This window comes from Roseisalinus antarcticus, from assembly GCF_900172355.1.
In the GTDB taxonomy this organism is placed as follows: domain Bacteria; phylum Pseudomonadota; class Alphaproteobacteria; order Rhodobacterales; family Rhodobacteraceae; genus Oceanicola; species Oceanicola antarcticus_A.
This window is the reverse complement of sequence record NZ_FWFZ01000001.1, coordinates 376,938-391,762: the sequence shown is the minus strand read 5'-3', so window position 1 is coordinate 391,762 and position 14,825 is coordinate 376,938. Positions and strand designations below refer to the sequence as shown.

General features: G+C 68.7%; 15 protein-coding genes. 6 read left to right on the top strand and 9 right to left on the bottom strand.

Translation table 11 applies throughout. From position 1 onward, the window contains the following. Positions 1-13: 13 nt before the first annotated feature. From ROA7023_RS01845 to lptF, 3 genes are read right to left on the bottom strand one after another with little or no spacing between them, the layout of a single operon-like run. Positions 14-2,113, bottom strand: a complete 2,100-nt coding sequence (locus ROA7023_RS01845; RefSeq protein ID WP_085877283.1) for an LPS-assembly protein LptD — start codon at positions 2,111-2,113, stop codon at positions 14-16. Then, the gene (gene lptG, locus ROA7023_RS01840; RefSeq protein WP_085877282.1) at positions 2,113-3,213 is read right to left on the bottom strand and encodes an LPS export ABC transporter permease LptG; all 1,101 of its coding nucleotides are present in this window, start codon (positions 3,211-3,213) and stop codon (positions 2,113-2,115) included. The genes ROA7023_RS01845 and lptG overlap by 1 nt, the downstream gene beginning before the upstream one ends. After that, on the bottom strand, positions 3,210-4,337 hold the full coding sequence (gene lptF, locus ROA7023_RS01835) for an LPS export ABC transporter permease LptF (protein ID WP_234991972.1): 1,128 nt from the start codon (positions 4,335-4,337) through the stop codon (positions 3,210-3,212). The genes lptG and lptF overlap by 4 nt, the downstream gene beginning before the upstream one ends. A gap of 140 nt (positions 4,338-4,477) precedes the next feature. Here lptF and ROA7023_RS01830 point away from each other — a divergent pair, with 140 nt between their 5' ends. The 3 genes from ROA7023_RS01830 to rimK all read left to right on the top strand — a co-directional run bounded on the left by ROA7023_RS01830 (position 4,478) and on the right by rimK (position 7,443). Continuing rightward, on the top strand, positions 4,478-5,944 hold the full coding sequence (locus tag ROA7023_RS01830; protein WP_085877280.1) for a leucyl aminopeptidase: 1,467 nt from the start codon (positions 4,478-4,480) through the stop codon (positions 5,942-5,944). Continuing rightward, positions 5,944-6,402, top strand: a complete 459-nt coding sequence (locus ROA7023_RS01825; RefSeq protein WP_085877279.1) for a DNA polymerase III subunit chi — start codon at positions 5,944-5,946, stop codon at positions 6,400-6,402. Before ROA7023_RS01830 ends, ROA7023_RS01825 begins: the two co-directional genes overlap by 1 nt. A 135-nt stretch (positions 6,403-6,537) precedes the next feature. Further along, the gene (gene rimK, locus ROA7023_RS01820; RefSeq protein ID WP_085877438.1) at positions 6,538-7,443 is read left to right on the top strand and encodes a 30S ribosomal protein S6--L-glutamate ligase; all 906 of its coding nucleotides are present in this window, start codon (positions 6,538-6,540) and stop codon (positions 7,441-7,443) included. Between the two features lie 21 nt (positions 7,444-7,464). On the opposite strand, the gene ROA7023_RS01815 is transcribed toward rimK, so the two are convergent. Genes ROA7023_RS01815 through ROA7023_RS01805 form a run of 3 tightly spaced genes read right to left on the bottom strand, consistent with a single transcriptional unit; the run spans position 7,465 to position 10,552 of the window. After that, the gene (locus tag ROA7023_RS01815) at positions 7,465-8,043 is read right to left on the bottom strand and encodes a retropepsin-like aspartic protease family protein (protein WP_085877278.1); all 579 of its coding nucleotides are present in this window, start codon (positions 8,041-8,043) and stop codon (positions 7,465-7,467) included. A 41-nt stretch (positions 8,044-8,084) separates the two neighbouring features. Beyond that, complete coding sequence (locus tag ROA7023_RS01810) at positions 8,085-8,714, bottom strand: MarC family protein (protein WP_085877277.1); 630 nt, start codon at positions 8,712-8,714, stop codon at positions 8,085-8,087. Then, positions 8,711-10,552, bottom strand: a complete 1,842-nt coding sequence (locus ROA7023_RS01805) for an ABC-F family ATP-binding cassette domain-containing protein (RefSeq protein WP_085877276.1) — start codon at positions 10,550-10,552, stop codon at positions 8,711-8,713. The genes ROA7023_RS01810 and ROA7023_RS01805 overlap by 4 nt, the downstream gene beginning before the upstream one ends. A gap of 118 nt (positions 10,553-10,670) precedes the next feature. On the opposite strand from ROA7023_RS01805, the gene ndk reads away from it, so the two are divergent. After that, on the top strand, positions 10,671-11,093 hold the full coding sequence (ndk, locus tag ROA7023_RS01800; RefSeq protein ID WP_085877275.1) for a nucleoside-diphosphate kinase: 423 nt from the start codon (positions 10,671-10,673) through the stop codon (positions 11,091-11,093). 94 nt (positions 11,094-11,187) lie between these two features. Here the strand turns inward: ndk and ROA7023_RS01795 are convergent, their stop codons facing one another. From ROA7023_RS01795 to ROA7023_RS25460, 3 genes are all read right to left on the bottom strand, one after another. After that, positions 11,188-11,613 (bottom strand): DUF4112 domain-containing protein, encoded by a 426-nt coding sequence (locus ROA7023_RS01795; protein ID WP_085877274.1) that lies wholly within the window; start codon positions 11,611-11,613, stop codon positions 11,188-11,190. Between the two features lie 66 nt (positions 11,614-11,679). Next, positions 11,680-12,015 carry a TfoX/Sxy family DNA transformation protein gene (locus ROA7023_RS01790; protein ID WP_085877273.1) on the bottom strand — a complete coding sequence of 112 codons (336 nt, stop codon included), beginning with the start codon at positions 12,013-12,015 and terminating at the stop codon, positions 11,680-11,682. 78 nt (positions 12,016-12,093) lie between these two features. Continuing rightward, on the bottom strand, positions 12,094-12,225 hold the full coding sequence (locus tag ROA7023_RS25460; RefSeq protein ID WP_268807964.1) for a hypothetical protein: 132 nt from the start codon (positions 12,223-12,225) through the stop codon (positions 12,094-12,096). A gap of 233 nt (positions 12,226-12,458) precedes the next feature. Here ROA7023_RS25460 and ROA7023_RS01785 point away from each other — a divergent pair, with 233 nt between their 5' ends. Both ROA7023_RS01785 and ROA7023_RS01780 read left to right on the top strand, forming a co-directional pair. Next, a complete protein-coding gene (locus ROA7023_RS01785; protein WP_085877272.1) occupies positions 12,459-13,577 on the top strand; it encodes an AAA family ATPase in 1,119 nt (372 codons plus the stop codon). Then, complete coding sequence (locus tag ROA7023_RS01780) at positions 13,574-14,818, top strand: vWA domain-containing protein (protein WP_085877271.1); 1,245 nt, start codon at positions 13,574-13,576, stop codon at positions 14,816-14,818. Before ROA7023_RS01785 ends, ROA7023_RS01780 begins: the two co-directional genes overlap by 4 nt. Positions 14,819-14,825: the final 7 nt, after the last annotated feature.

The following is a 14,825-nucleotide window of genomic DNA, read 5'->3' as shown; positions in this document are numbered from 1 at the left end:
TCCTTGGTCCTCTTCAGTTCCGGCACGTACGGCGAACCGGGGCGGCGGAGCGCCCTGCGGAAAACCCGTTCAACGCGATGCTTAGCCCGTAGTTGGTCTCGGGCTCAAGGGTAGTGGAGGATGTGAACCGGCGCGAGGCAGAAAGCCCCACCGTCACACATTCGTTGCTGTATTCGACCCCGAGGCCCGCGCGCAGGGGCGCATTGCTCAACAGGTCATAGCGGGCCTCGCCGGAAACCGACCAGATGTCGGTGATCCGGTAGGCGGCATCCAGCGTCCATTCCGCGGCGGCATCGGGGCGGCCCTCGTCGGGGGCGCGGGCAAGCTCCACATAGGTGGCGGCAAGGTCCGTGCGCCGGTTCCGCCAGGCCAGCCGCGCCTCGGCCCGCGAGAAATCGAGGCTTTCGTCGAAGAGCCCCCGCGCGTCGAAGCTGAAGCCCGAGGGCAGGTCTATGCCGGCCGTCAGCAGCCAGTCGGAATGGGTGCCGTCAAGCCCGGTGCCAGAGGCGAGCCGCGCGTCGGGGGTCTCGCGAAACAGCCGCCCGAAGGTCAGGTTGGCCTCGCGCCCCCCCGGGGCGAGGATCGCGTAGTTGAGTGCGAGAGCGCCGCGAAATCCGGTTTCCCGGGCGTCGTCGCCGGGAAACCGCGTGAGGCCCAGCAGGTTCACCTCGTCCAGTTCCACCACCTGGCTGTCCTCGTTCGGGACCGCGTCGCCGGTCACCTCGGACCAGGACAGCGAGACGATGGGCTCGATCACCTGGACGATGCCGGTGGTGCCGCGGCGGCTGAACGGCCAGCGAAGCTCGGCGCGGCCGTAGCTTCGGCTGCGCAGGACATGGGCGGGAAAGGCGCTGTCGTTCTCGATCGCGTAGCCGTTGACCGTCACGCCGGCCGAGACCTCCGCCAGCAGCCCCCCGGCAAGAACGCCGCCCGCCGTCCAGTCGACCCCGCCGCCCACCCGCAGGGTGTCGCGGCCGACGACATCGGCGTTGGATCGCCGCAGCGCGGCATCCGCCCCCGCCGTGAATGTCAAAGCACCCGGCAGCCCGGCCGGGCGCAGCACCCGTTCATAGGAGAGACGTGGCAGGATGGTCGGAAGCTCGGCGTTGACGTCGCCCTCGCGCAGGCTTTCTACGACCGTCACGCCGAACGACAGCCTGTCGTCCTCGCGCACCCGCGACAGACGCAGGAAGGAATCGAGCCGGTCCACGTCGGAATAATCGTAGTCGATCAGGTAGGCCCGGTCCGAGGCGCTGCGAAGCTGCCCATCCACCCGCCAGTTGCCGGCGAGCGCCACCGCCACGTCGGCGAAGACATAGCTGCGCGTGCCGTTGGGCCGCAGCGTGTCGTCGGTGAAGGCGCCGGCGATCCGGAGGTCGCCGCGCATCCAGGCCTGGCGATAGATCAGCTCCAGCGTCCGGGTCTCGGGCGAGAGATAGGGCGTCAGCCGCAGGTCGCGCGACGGCCCGAGCGGCAGAAAATAGGGCAGCCGGATGCCGGTGCCCAACCGGTCGGTCTGGCGGATCTCGGGGACCATTAGCCCCGCGGCCCGGGACACCGACGGGTCGGGCAGCCGCATCCGAGGCACCCAGGCCACCGGCACCCCGCCGACCCGCAGCACCGCGTTGTCGAAGTATAGCTGCTGCGCGACCTCGTCGTGGATCACCCGCTCTGCCCGGATCTCCCACAGGGGCGGGCGGTCGCCGCAGACCCGGCAGGAGGTCGCGGCGGTCCGGTAGAGTTGGGTGTAGCGCCCCTCCACCCGGTCGATCCGGTTCGCGGCCAGCTGCAACTGCCGTTGCAGGACCAGCCGGGCCCCCCGCAACAGCCCGTTCTCGAGCTGCGGATCGAGGCTGGCGCGGTCGGCGGTCAGGATGTCGCCCTCGGGCGTCTCGATCAGGATCGGCCCGACGATGGCAAGCTGGTCGGTGGCCTCGTCATAGGTGACCCGCGCGGCGGACAGGCGCGTGCCGTCGTAGAAGACCTCGACATTGCCCTCGGCCACCAGCTGCCGCGCCTGTGTCACCTGCACCCGGTCGGCCACCAGCGTCGCCGCGCCCTGTGCGCGGGCGGCGGCGGGCAGCAGCATCAGCAGGACCAGAAGCCACCGCATCACCCGTCCTCCAGGTGCAGCAGCAACCCCAGGCTGAGGGCGATGCCCGCCAGCGGCGGCGCCCAGGCGGCCAGCAGGATCGGGACCTGGTCGTTCTCGCCCAGGATCTCGGCGAAATTCGCGATGAAATAGAGCCCGAAGCTGAGCGAGATCGCCGTCAGCACCAACATGCCCGTGCGCCCGCCGCGATTGTGGCGCAGGGTGAAGCCCGCGCCGATCAGCAGCATCGCCACCAGGAAGGCGGGCTGGGCCAGCTGGCTCTGGAAATAGACCTCGTGGCGCCGGGCGGACAATCCCGCCGCCTTCAGCCGCTGGATGAAGCGCGGCAATTCCCAGATCGGGATCGAGGAGGGCTCTCCGAAACTGTCGCGGATCTGGTCGGCGGTCAGGGTCGAGGGCACCTCGACGACCGGCTGGAACTCCGCCTCGGCCTCGGGCACCTCGGCATTCCCGAGCGGCCAGGATTTCGCGTCGTTCAGCCGCCAGGCGCCGTCGATCAGCTCTGCCCGGTCGCTGTCGATTCGGCGCAGGGGGTGGCCGTCGGGCGAGAAGGTGATGAAGGTCACGCCGGACAGGCGCGTGCCGTCAAGGTTGGACCGCTCCGCGCGGATCACCGATTGCCCCTCGACCCCGCCCTGGCGCAGCCACAGCCCGCCGGAATCCACCGCCACGATGCTGGCGCCGCGATCCTCCAGCGCGGTCACCCGCTGCTCGTAGGCCTTGGAGGTCGCCGCGACGAGCGGGTTCAGGAACGCCAGCCCCAGCACGCCGATGGTCGCCACCACGAGGATCGGCGCCAGCAACGACCGCAGCGCCGAGCGCCCGGCGGCCCGGGCCACCACCAGCTCGGACGAGCGCGACAGCGCCAGAAAGAGCGCGATCGACGACAGGATCACCAGCAGCGGCAGAAGGTCATAAAGCGCCTGGGGCGCGTTCAGCAGGGTCAGGCTGACGATGTCGCCGAAGCTCGCGGTTTCCTCGTCGCCGAATTGCCGGGCCTGCTCGATCAGGTCGGCGAGGCTGAGCAGGACGAAGAACACGCCGGTGACCGTCAGGAACGACATCACGAACCGCCGGGCGAGATAGCGATCCAGGGTCATGCGGCTGCCCCCGCGGGCCTGCGGCGGAACCAGTCCGGCCGGGTCGCGAGCGTCAGCAGCGCGGCCGAGATCAGCAGCCCCGCCACCGTGGGCAGATAGACCGCCGGCCAGAGCGCGGGGTCGGCTTCCGTCATCTGGGTCGCGGCGGCATCCAGCCCGTTGACCAGCACCACCAGCAGGATCGCGACGATCACCTGCTTCCAGACGCCGAACCGGCTGAAGCTGCCAACGATCAGCGCCGAAAAGCCCAGCAGGGCGCCGACGATCGCCATGGTGGCCTGGTTCATCCGGCTGTGCAGCTCGACCCGCAGCTTGGGGATGCTGGAGCGCGTTGCCTCGGCCAGCGCCTCGGTCGGGCGAAGCAATTGCCAGCTTGGCACGTAACGCGCCCGCAGCCGGGGCGTGATGTCGGCGGGCAGCAGGCGACCGATATCGAAGGTGAAATCGTCGAACCGGGTGGTGTAAAGCCGCTGGTCCGACACCCGCAGGGTCTGCGCCAGCCCGCTGACCATGACCAGTTGCGTGCCCCTGTCCCCGCGCACCAGATAGGCCCGCGCGGCGGTATAGATCACCTGGGCGTCGGCCTCGCGGTTGTCGGCCAGGAAGATGTCGCGCAACTCTCCCGCCTCGGTGATCTCGCGGATATAGACGCTGAGCCCGTCCACCGGCGTCAGGAACTGGCCCTCGGACAGAAACCGCGCACTGATGTTGCGGGCGACCTCCTGTTCGCGCTTGGCCAGCTCCTGCGAGGCGACCGGGATCAGCACATGGGTCAGCGTGCCTGTCAGCAGGGTGACGATCAGCCCGAAGACCGCCACCGGCCGCGCCAGCCGGAACGCCGAGAACCCGGTCGCCTGGACCATCACCAGCTCGCTCTCGCTGGCAAGCCGGTTGGTGACGTAGAGCGCCGCGATGAAGGCCGCGATCGGCAGCACGATGCGGATGATGCCGGGCAGCGAGAGGGCGGTGAATTCGAGGAAGACAGACAGGTTCTGTCCATCGCCGATCAGCTCGTCAAAGAGGCTTACGGCGCGGTTGATCCAGTACAGCAGGATCAGGACGAGGCTGAAAAAGCCAAAGAGCGTCATCAACAGCGTCAGCAGGTATCGGTCGAACCGGCCCAAGGGCCCCCCATTGGCAGACTGAGACATCTGCTAGCCCAAAGCCGCGGCCGATTGAACAGCTATCTGGCCATCGCGGACTTGTCGGGCTACCTATCGCCGAGACCCGAGAACCGTCCCAGTCCCCGAGGAGAGCCTTGCCCATGACCGCCCCCGCGCCCCTGAGATTTGCCGAAGTCGACATTGACGACGCCGCGAAATGGACGGGCCGCATCGCCGTCGTCGCCGACCCCGACGGCAAGCTCGACATGGCCGCCCGCCGGCTGAACAGCCGGGCGCGGCAGGTCATTGCCCGCGCGGTCGAGAGCACGGCTTTCAGCAAGATGAACTCCGGCGAGGTGATCGAGATCGGCTTTCCCACCGGCATCGATGCCCGCGGCATCCTCGTGCTGAAGCTCGACAAGAAGCCGACCCGCCCCGAGGCGCGCAAGGCCGGGGCGGCGCTGGCCACCCGGCGCGGCACCGACCCGCTGCTGGTGCTGGCGGGCGGGCACAAGTCGGCCGGAGACCTCGCCTTCGGCCTCGTCCTGCGGTCCTATTCCTTCGATCCGCACAAGACCGGCGAGACGCCGGAGATCGCGCCGATCACGATCATGGTCAACCGCCCCGAAGAGATCGCCCGCGACGCCTCGGCCGCGGCGGCGCTGGCCGAGGGGGTGTTTTTCACCCGCGACCTGACCAACGAGCCGGCCAACGTGTTGACCACCGAGGATTTCGCCGCCCGCCTGGCCGCGATGCAGGACCTGGGGCTGAACGTCACGATCCTGGAAGAAGAGGACCTCGACGAGCTCGGCATGGGGTCGCTCCTGGCCGTGGGGCAGGGCTCGGACAGCCCCTCCAAGGTCGTGGTCATGGAATGGATGGGCGGCGGCGACGAGCCGCCCTTTGCCCTGGTCGGCAAGGGGGTCGTCTTCGACACCGGCGGCATCTCCCTCAAACCCGCCGCCGGGATGGAGGACATGACGATGGACATGGGCGGCGCCGGGGTCGTGTCGGGGGTGATGCGGACGCTCGCCCTGCGCAAGGCCAAGGCGAATGTCGTGGGCCTCGTCGGGCTGGTCGAGAACATGCCCTCGGGCAATGCCACCCGCCCCGGCGACGTGGTGAAATCCATGAAGGGCGACACGATCGAGGTCATCAACACCGATGCCGAGGGCCGGCTCGTGCTGGCAGATGTGCTCTGGTATGCGCAGGAGACCTACAAGCCCAGCGGCATCGTCGATCTGGCGACCCTGACCGGCGCGATCATCATCGGGCTGGGGCACGAGAACGCGGGCGTCTTCTCCAATGACGACACGCTGGCCAACGCCTTCCTCAAGGCCGCGGCGGCCGAGGGCGAGGGGGCCTGGCGGATGCCGCTGGGCCAGGCCTATGATGATCAGCTGAAAAGCCGCATCGCGGACATGAAGAACGTGGGCGGCCGGCCGGCGGGGTCGATCACCGCCGCCCAGTTCCTCAAGCGCTTCGTCAAGGACGGCACGCCCTGGATCCACCTCGATATCGCCGGCGTGGCCTCGCTGTCGTCTGACAGTGCGCTGGCGCCCAAGGGCGCGACCGGCTGGGGGGTGATGGCGCTCAACCGTCTGATCGCCGACACCTTCGAGCGCTGATGGGGGCGGTCTACTTCTATCACCTGACGCGCGACCCGCTGGAGCGGACCTTGCCAATGCTGCTGGAAAAGGCCCTTTCGGCAGGCTGGCGCTGCGAGGTCCGCGGGACCGAGCCTGCGATGATGGACCGGCTCGACGCGCAGCTCTGGCTCGGCTCCGAGGAGTCGTTTCTGCCGCACGGCGTGGCCGGCGGCCCCCATGATGCCGACCAGCCGGTTCTGCTGAGCACGGCGCCGACCGCGGCCAACGGCGCCACCTGCGTCATGGCCGTGGCCGGGGCGGAGGTCTCGGCCGAAGAAGTCCAGGCGCTGGCGCGCACCTGTATCCTGTTCGATGGTGACGACGAGGCCGCCCTGCAGGTCGCGCGGGGCCAGTGGTCGCGTCTGACCGGGGCGGGATGCAGCGCCCAGTACTGGAGCCAGGAAAGCGGCAAATGGCAGAAGAAGGCCGAGCGCTGACCGGCTTTGTCACGGGCGCGGGTTGTGGTCGTGCCGCTCCCCATGCGACCATCCCTCCCGAAACTTCATCCGCGCGGCGCCCGGACCGCGCCGCAAGACGCGCCCATGGCCCGTCGCCACAGCAAAGGCACCGACATGAAAATCGCCATGATGGCCCGCAATCCCTCGCTCTATTCCCACAAGCGCCTGATCGAGGCGGCAGAGCAGCGGGGCCACACCGTCGATGTGATCAACACGCTGCAATGCTACATGAACATCGTCTCGCGACGTCCTGAAATCTATTACAATGGTAAGTCGCTGGTGGGCTATGACGCGGTCATTCCGCGTATCGGCGCCTCGGTGACATTCTACGGCCTCGCCGTGCTGCGGCAGTTCGAGATGATGGGGGTCTATCCCCTGAACGAAAGCGTCGCCATCGGCCGCAGCCGGGACAAGCTGCGCTCGATGCAGCTGCTGGCGCGCGACGGGGTCGGCCTGCCGGTCACCGCCTTCGCCCATGACGCCAAGCAGGCGGGCGAGGTCGTGGCGCTGGCCGGCGGCGCGCCGGTGGTCATCAAGCTGCTGGAGGGCACGCAAGGTATCGGCGTGGTGCTCGCCGACACCGAACGCTCGGCCAAATCTGTGATCGAGGCCTTCCGCGGCGCCAACGTGAACATCCTCGCGCAGGAATTCATCAAGGAGGCCGGCGGCACCGACATCCGCGCCATCGTCATCGGCGGCAAGGTCGTCGCGGCGATGAAGCGCACCGGCGCCGAGGGGGAGTTCCGTTCCAACCTGCACCGGGGCGGGTCCGCCGAGCTGATCAAGATCTCGCCCGAGGAACGCTCGACCGCGATCCGGGCAGCGAAATCCATGGGGCTGGCGGTCTGCGGTGTCGACATGCTGCGGGCCAACCACGGCGCGGTGGTGATGGAGGTCAACTCCTCTCCCGGGCTCCAGGGTGTGGAAGAGGCGACGGGCCGCGACGTGGCCGGCATGATCATCGAATACCTGGAAAAGAACGCCAAGGCGAACTCGACCAAGACCAAGGGCAAGGGCTGACGCCCTTTCTGCCCCGGGCGATCAGCGGGTCAGGATCAGCTTGTTGTCGGTGATCTCGATCCGTTCGAACCGCTGCAGGTAGCCCATCCCGAGGAGCGAGCCGAACAGCTCGCCCTCGTTCACCAGGGCGCGGACGCCGCGATCCTCGATCGGCCCCAGCCGGACAGTGTCGAGCCGCACCGACGCCGTCCGCACCACCCCGTTCGCGGTGGAAGCCGAGCCGGTGAAGCTGAGCCTGCCCGGCTCGATCCCCACCCGCTTCGCGTCCTCCAGGCTCAGCACCATTTCCGACGCGCCGGTGTCGACCACGAAATCGACCGGCGTGCCGTTGATCCCCAGGGTCAGGTGATAATGGCCATCAAAGCCGCGCGGCGCCTCGATCACCCGCTCGGAGACCACGGCCTGCTGCGGGCCGATCTCGCGCCGGATGTCGCCCCAGATGCCGGCGGCCACGGCGACGCCGACGAAGATCAGCAGCCAGGTGGCCGCCTGGCGGGCAAGCTTGCCGACATTGCGGCGGTTCTGCGAGATGAAATAGCCGCCCACCGCCACCAACAGCAGCACCAGGTAGGCGAGGTTTCCGTATTCGTTTCCTGTCATGCCCCAACATATGGGGGCGCCCCTGGCCCCTGTCCATGGGCCTAGCTGGCCAATCCGAAGGTCCGCAGCCCGTCGAGGATGAACTGCACGGACAGCGCCGCCAGCAGCATCCCCAGCAGCCGGGTGACCACATTGACGCCGGTCTTGCCCAGCAGCCGCTCGATCGGCCCCGCGACCATGAACAGCGCAAGCGCGATGAGCAGCACCGCCAGCATTACCCCGATGACGCCGGCAAACTCGCCGGGGCCATCGGACTGCCCGGTCAGCAGGATCATCGTCGCGATGGCGCCCGGACCCGCCAGCAGCGGAATCGCCAGCGGAAAGACGGAAGGATCGTCCGAGTGATCCTCTTCGGAGGCCTCGGCCGTGCCCTCGCGCCGGGACTGGCGCCGCTCGAACAACATGTCGAGCGCGGTCAGAAACAGCAGCACGCCGCCGGCGATCCGGAAGGCCGGCATCGAGATCCCCGCAAATTCCAGCAGCGCCTCGCCGAACAGCGCGAAGAGCGTCAGCAGCACCGCCGCCAGCACCGCCGCCCGCAGGCCGATGGCGCGTCTGCGGCGGTCGGGCATGCCTTGGGTCAGCGCCACGAACAACGGGGTCAGCCCGATCGGGTCGATGATCACGAACAGCGTCGTGAAGGCCGCGATGTAATCGGGCAATCCGCTCATCGCGCCTCTGCCGCCTCCAGCTTTTCCAGCGCCTGCATCCACAGGGTCTCGGCCCGGCCCAGCCCCTGCATCACCTCGGCGTATTTCGCGTTCCAGGTCGCCAGCTCGTTGGCGCGGCTGTCGTCATAAAGCTCGGGATCGGCGAGCTTCCTGGCGAGCTTGTCGCGCATTTCGTTGATCTTTGTCACCCGCGCCTCGCATTTGCGGGCCTCGGAGCGCAGCGTCATCAACTCGTCCCGCGAAGGTTTGGGCGTTTTCGGCTTGTCCGCCTTTTCCTTGGGCGTATCCGAGGACAGCAGCAATTTGCGGTAGGCCTCGAGGTCCTCGTCGAACGGCGCGACGCGACCGCCCTTCACCAGCCACAGCCGGTCGGCCACCAGGCTCAGCAGGTGCATGTCGTGGCTGACCAGGATCACCGCGCCGGAATAGGCGGTCAGCGCCTCCACCAACGCCTCGCGGCTTTCGATGTCGAGGTGGTTGGTCGGCTCGTCGAGGATCAGCAGATGCGGAGCGTCGATGGTCGCCAGCAGCAGCGACAGCCGCGCCTTCTGCCCGCCCGAAAGCTTGGCCGCGGGCAGCTCCGCCTGCGCCGCCATCAGCCCGAACCCCGACAGCCGCGCCCGCAGCCGCGCGGGGCTTTCATCGGGACGCAGGGCGCGGACATGGTCGATCGGGCTTTCGTCGGGAAAGAGCTCTTCAAGCTGGTGCTGGGCGAAATAGCCGATGCGCAGCTTGTTCGACTGGTTGTACTTGCCGTGCAGCGGATCAAGTTTGCCCGCCAACATCTTGGAAAGGGTGGATTTGCCCTCGCCGTTGCGGCCCAGCAGGGCGATCCGGTCGTCCTGGTCGATGCGCAGGGTCAGCTTGTCCAGCACGGGCTTGCCGTCATAGCCCACGCCGACCCCGTCGGTGGTGATGATCGGCGGCGACAGCTCCTCGGGCTCGGGGAACGAAAAGGCCCTGAGCGCGGCCTCCTGCGGGGTCGAGGTCAGGGTGATCTTGTCGATCATCTTCAACCGGCTCTGCGCCTGTTTCGCCTTCGAGGCCTTGGCGCGGAACCGGTCCACGAAGCTTTGCAGGTGGGCGACGCGGGCCTTGGCCTTGGCATTCTCGGATTCGGCGGCCGCCAGCCGGGCCGCGCGGGTCTCGGCGAACCGGTCGTAGGGCGTGGCGTAATAGGTCAGCTTGCGGTCTTCGAGGTGCAGGATCCCGCCCACCGCGCGGTTCAGCAGCCCGCGGTCGTGGCTGACCACCAGCACCGTGTGGGGATAGCGCGACAGGTAACTCTCCAGCCACAGTGCCCCTTCGAGGTCGAGGTAGTTCGTTGGCTCGTCCAGCAGCAGGAAATCGGGCGCGGAGAACAGCACCGCCGCCAGCGCGACCCGCATCCGCCAGCCGCCCGAGAAGGCGGAACAGGGCATCCGCTGTTCGGCATCGGTGAAGCCCAGCCCCTTGAGGATCGACGAGGCGCGGCCCTCGGCCGACCAGGCGTCGATGTCGGCCAGCCGGGTCTGGACCTCGGCGATCCGGGTCGGGTCCTCGGTTTCCTCGGCCATCAGGCTCGCGCGTTCGGTGTCGGCGGCCAGCACCGTGTCCAAAAGCGAGACCTCGTTGCCCGGCACCTCCTGGCTTACCCCGCCGATCCGGGCGCCACGGGGCAGGCGGATCTCGCCCGTCTCCAGAGTCAGCTCGCCCCGGATCAGGCGAAACAGCGTGGTCTTGCCGGTGCCGTTGCGCCCGACGACGCCGACCTTGTGACCGGTGGGAATGGTGGCCGAGGCGCCCTCGATCAGGGGGCGGCCTTCGACCGAATACGAGATGTTTTCAATCCTGAGCATGGGCGGGGCTTGCCAGAGCCGGGGGCAGCCGTCAATCGGCGCCCTATTTGCGGGTTTTCAGCGGCATGGCCTCATGTTAGGCGACGCGCAATCATTCACCCTGCAAGAGGCCCCCATCATGGCTGTGGAACGCACCCTTTCGATCATCAAACCCGACGCGACCAAGCGCAACCTGACCGGCAAGATCAATGCCAAGTTCGAGGACGCCGGCCTGCGCATCGTCGCGCAGAAGCGCATTCAGCTGACCATGGCCCAGGCCGGTCAATTCTACATCGTCCACAAGGACCGTCCGTTCTACGGCGAGCTGTGCGAGTTCATGGCGTCCAAGCCGGTCGTCGTGCAGGTGCTCGAGGGCGAGGGCGCGATCCTGAAGAACCGCGAAGTCATGGGCGCCACCAACCCCGCCGACGCCGCCCCCGGCACGATCCGCGCCGAGTTCGCTGAATCCGTCGGCGAAAACTCGGTTCACGGCTCCGACGCGCCGGAAACGGCCGCGGAAGAGATCGCCTATTTCTTCTCGGGGCTCGAGCTGGTCGGCTAATCCAGCCTGCATGTTTTCAGACGGCCCCTGGCATTGATGCCGGGGGCCGTTTTCGTTCTGTGACAGCACCTTGCGCGGCGACCTTCAAGTTCGATCAGGCCGCGAGCAGCGCGGCTGGCTGCGGCGGCAGCGACCGACGCGGCGGCTCTTGGACAGTGCGGGCCCGCTCTGCCTGCCGGATCAGGTTCTTTTCCAGCAGCTGGTAGTTTCGGATATTCGCATTGTAGAGCACGTCGAAGATATCGCCGAGGATCGGCGCCGTCCCAACGATCAGGTCCGCGACCAGGTTCGTCACCATGAAGGCGATGGCGCCGGCCGTGGCCCCCAGCTTCCAGGCTCGATGGATCATCCAGACCGAGGGCGCGAGCGACAGCAGATCCCCCACGCCGGGGATCAGGCCCAGGATATTGTCGAGGCCCAGCGAAATGTTCGTGCGTGGAATGTAGACCAGCGCATCCATCCGCCACGCGACCCGCCTGAGGCGGGCGAGTTCTTCGTCGAGGATGATGTCTGGCGGCATGGGATGTCTCGATGTAATGACATTTAACATCCAATAGCCCGACGGATCCCGACATGTAAATAGATTTTACATCGGATCGCGCTTCGGCACCACGCCGATCATGTCCAGCATCCGCTCGAGCTCGCTTTGCGGGGCGGGCCGGGCGGCGGCGCAGATGGCGTCGAACCGGGTGCGCAGGGCGTCCTTCTCCGCGCCCCGGCAATCGTTCCAGGGACGGCCCTGAAGGCCCATGACCAGCGCGTAATAGGCAATGAAATGAGGGCGTTCACCGACCTCCAGCAGCTTGGCATAGGCCGCGTCGGGGCCGAGCGCGTGCAGCTCCCGGGCCGTCGTCACACCGGCCCGGGCAAAGGCGGCCTCGGTCGCGGGGCCGAGGTTGCGGATGGTGGAAATCGCGCTCATCGCGCCAGATTGGCGCGCTCCCGTGCGGCGATCAAGCCTGCCGCCCGGCGTTCCTCGCGGGCGGCCGGCGGACTGCACTCAGATGCTGGCGTAGTCGCGGATGGTGACCGGCGTGTCGCCCGACGCGCCCTTGCCGGAGGGGTGCGGAGCGGGGGTGGGGGCCTTGGGGCCCTTGCTCGGGGTCGGGGTCTGGGTGCCTGTGGTCGCCATGGTCGTGCCTTTCTCGATGCGCCAATGCCCTGTCAGATGCGCCCTCTTTGCGGGACCTTGCTGTCAGGATGCCTGCCAACTGCGGTGTCAGCCCGGCGCGAATAGGGCCAAACCATGCCGAACTGAATCGATTCGTTTTGCCATGGGCGGAGGTTGGCCGAGGCCCCTCGCGCGGCGGCCCCCTTGTCGCGGGCGCCCGCCCGGCTAGGGTTGCGCTCCGGGGGAGGGACGCCATGTCGATCAACACCACAGCGATATCCGCAGGCCGTGCGTTGGAGGCGCTGCGCGCGGGCCATGCGGCCCAGGCGGCGGGGCAGATGACGACCTCGTGGATGCTCCACGGTCGCCCCGGCATCGGCAAGACCGAGATCGTCCAGCAACTGGCGCAAGAGACCGGAAGCCAGCTCTTTGACCTGCGCCTGACCACGATCGAACCGCAGGATCTGCGCGGCCTGCCGTTCTATGACCACGACACCCGCCGCACGGTCTGGTACCGCCCCGAGGATCTGCCCGACGACCCGGCCCGGCCCGCGATCCTGTTCCTGGACGAGCTGACCGCCGCCGCGCCCTCGTTGCAGCCCACGGTCTATGGCCTGCTGCAGGAGCGTCGGGTCGGCCGGCACCTGTTGCCGCCCTCCACCTTCATTGTCGCCGCGGGCAACGCGGTGGAGGATGGCGCGGTCGCCTACGAGATGGGCACGGCGCTGTCGGACCGGTTGATCCATCTTTTCCTGCGGCCCGAGGCATCGGACTGGCTGACCCGCTACGCGGTCCCGCGCGGGCTGCATCCGGCGGTGACGGCGTTCATCCGCACCCGCCCCGACCTGCTGGACACCACCGAAGAGGCGTTGCGCCGGGGCCAGATGATCGCCTGCACGCCGCGGTCCTGGTCGCGCGTCAGCACGATCCTGACGGCGGTCCCGGACAAGGCCCTGCGCAATGTGCTGATCGCGGGCACCCTGGGCGAGGCTGCCGCCGCCGAATTCATACTGGTCGCCGAAGAGATCGCCGCGACCGTGCAGGCAAGCGACATGCTGGCGCTGAAACAGGCCGACCGGGTGGAGCTTTATCCCGCGAGCCTGCACGGCCTGACGGCGCTGGTCTATGCCCTCGTCGCCCTGGCCGGGCGCGAGACCATAGGCCCGGCCATCGAGGTGATGGCCGATATCCGCCGGCTCTCGCAGCTGCGGCCCGAATCGGAATTCGCCCGTCTGCCGCTGGGCGAGCTGTGCACCTACGGCTTCGAGCTGCTGATCGACAAGGCCCTTGCAGAGGGGCTGCAGGAGGCATTCCGGGACTCCCGCGCCTATGCCGACTACGCCGCCGAGCGCGAGGCCGCGGGCCGCGGATGACCACGACCCCGCGCCATTCGACCCGCGCACACCCGGCCCTGCAGGCGCTGGCCGAGGCCGATCCTGCCATTGCAGCCCTGTCGCTCTGGTGCGCCCATCGCGACGGGTCGGACACCCGAACCGACGGCGCGACGATCACCTATGGCCCCGATTTCGCCGAGTTGCCGTTTCATGAGCAGACCGGGCTTGCGGCACATCACGTCCTGCATGTGGCGCTGCGCCATCCGGCGCGGCTGGCAGGGCTGCAGTCGCGTCTGGGCGAAGGGTTCGCGCCGGACCTTTACAACCTCGCCGCGGATGCGCTGGTGAACGAGGCGCTGCTGCTGGCGGGGCACGCCCTGCCGCGGCCCGCGGTGACCCTGACCGGCCTGCTGTCGGAAAGCCTCGGCCAGGATCTGGCGCCCGAGGCGGCGCTGGCGGAATGGGACGTCGACCGGCTTTATCATGCGCTGGCGGGGCGGGCATCGGGGCCGGGCGGGGCCGGGGGCAAGGCCCGCACATACGCCCGCGAGCGCAGTTTCGACCCGGATCTCGACCCGTCGCCGGGCGGCGCGGAGGATGCGGGCGACGTGGAGGAGGCCGCCCGCTGGCGCCAGCATATCGCCCGGGCGATGGATGCCGGGCGGCAGGCGGGCCGGGGCCTGGGCCGGATCGGGCACCGGATCGCCGACATCCCCGAGCCGCGCACCCCGTGGGAGGTCATCCTGCGCGGGCTGCTGGCCCGGGCGGTCACCGTCCTGCCGCAGCCCAGCCACCGGCGTCCGGCGCGGCGCTGGATCGCGGGCGTGGCCGAGGCTGCGCGGACGGGCGGCCCGACGCCGGGGTTCGAGCCGGGCCGGCGGCCGCTGACCGACGTGCCGCGCATCGCGCTGGCCATCGACGCCTCGGGCAGCATCGACGACGCGCGCCTTGCGCTGTTCTGGGGCGAGGTGACCGGCATCGCCCGGCGGATGCGGGCGGAGCTTCACCTGATGGTGTTCGACGACCAGGTGCGGGTCCGCGACCGGGTGGATCCGACCCAGACCCGGCTGAGCCTGCCGGAGCTGCCGCGCGGCGGCGGCACCGATTTCCGCCCGGTGGTGGCCGAGGCGCTGGGTCTGGGGGCGGCAGCGCTGGTCATCCTCACCGACCTGGAGGGCGATCCCGGCCCGGCCCCAAGCGGCCTGCCGGTGATCTGGGCACTGCCCGACGCGGGCCGGCGCACGCCCCCCTACGGCCGGATTCTCGACCTGAGCGCCTGAGCGTCCC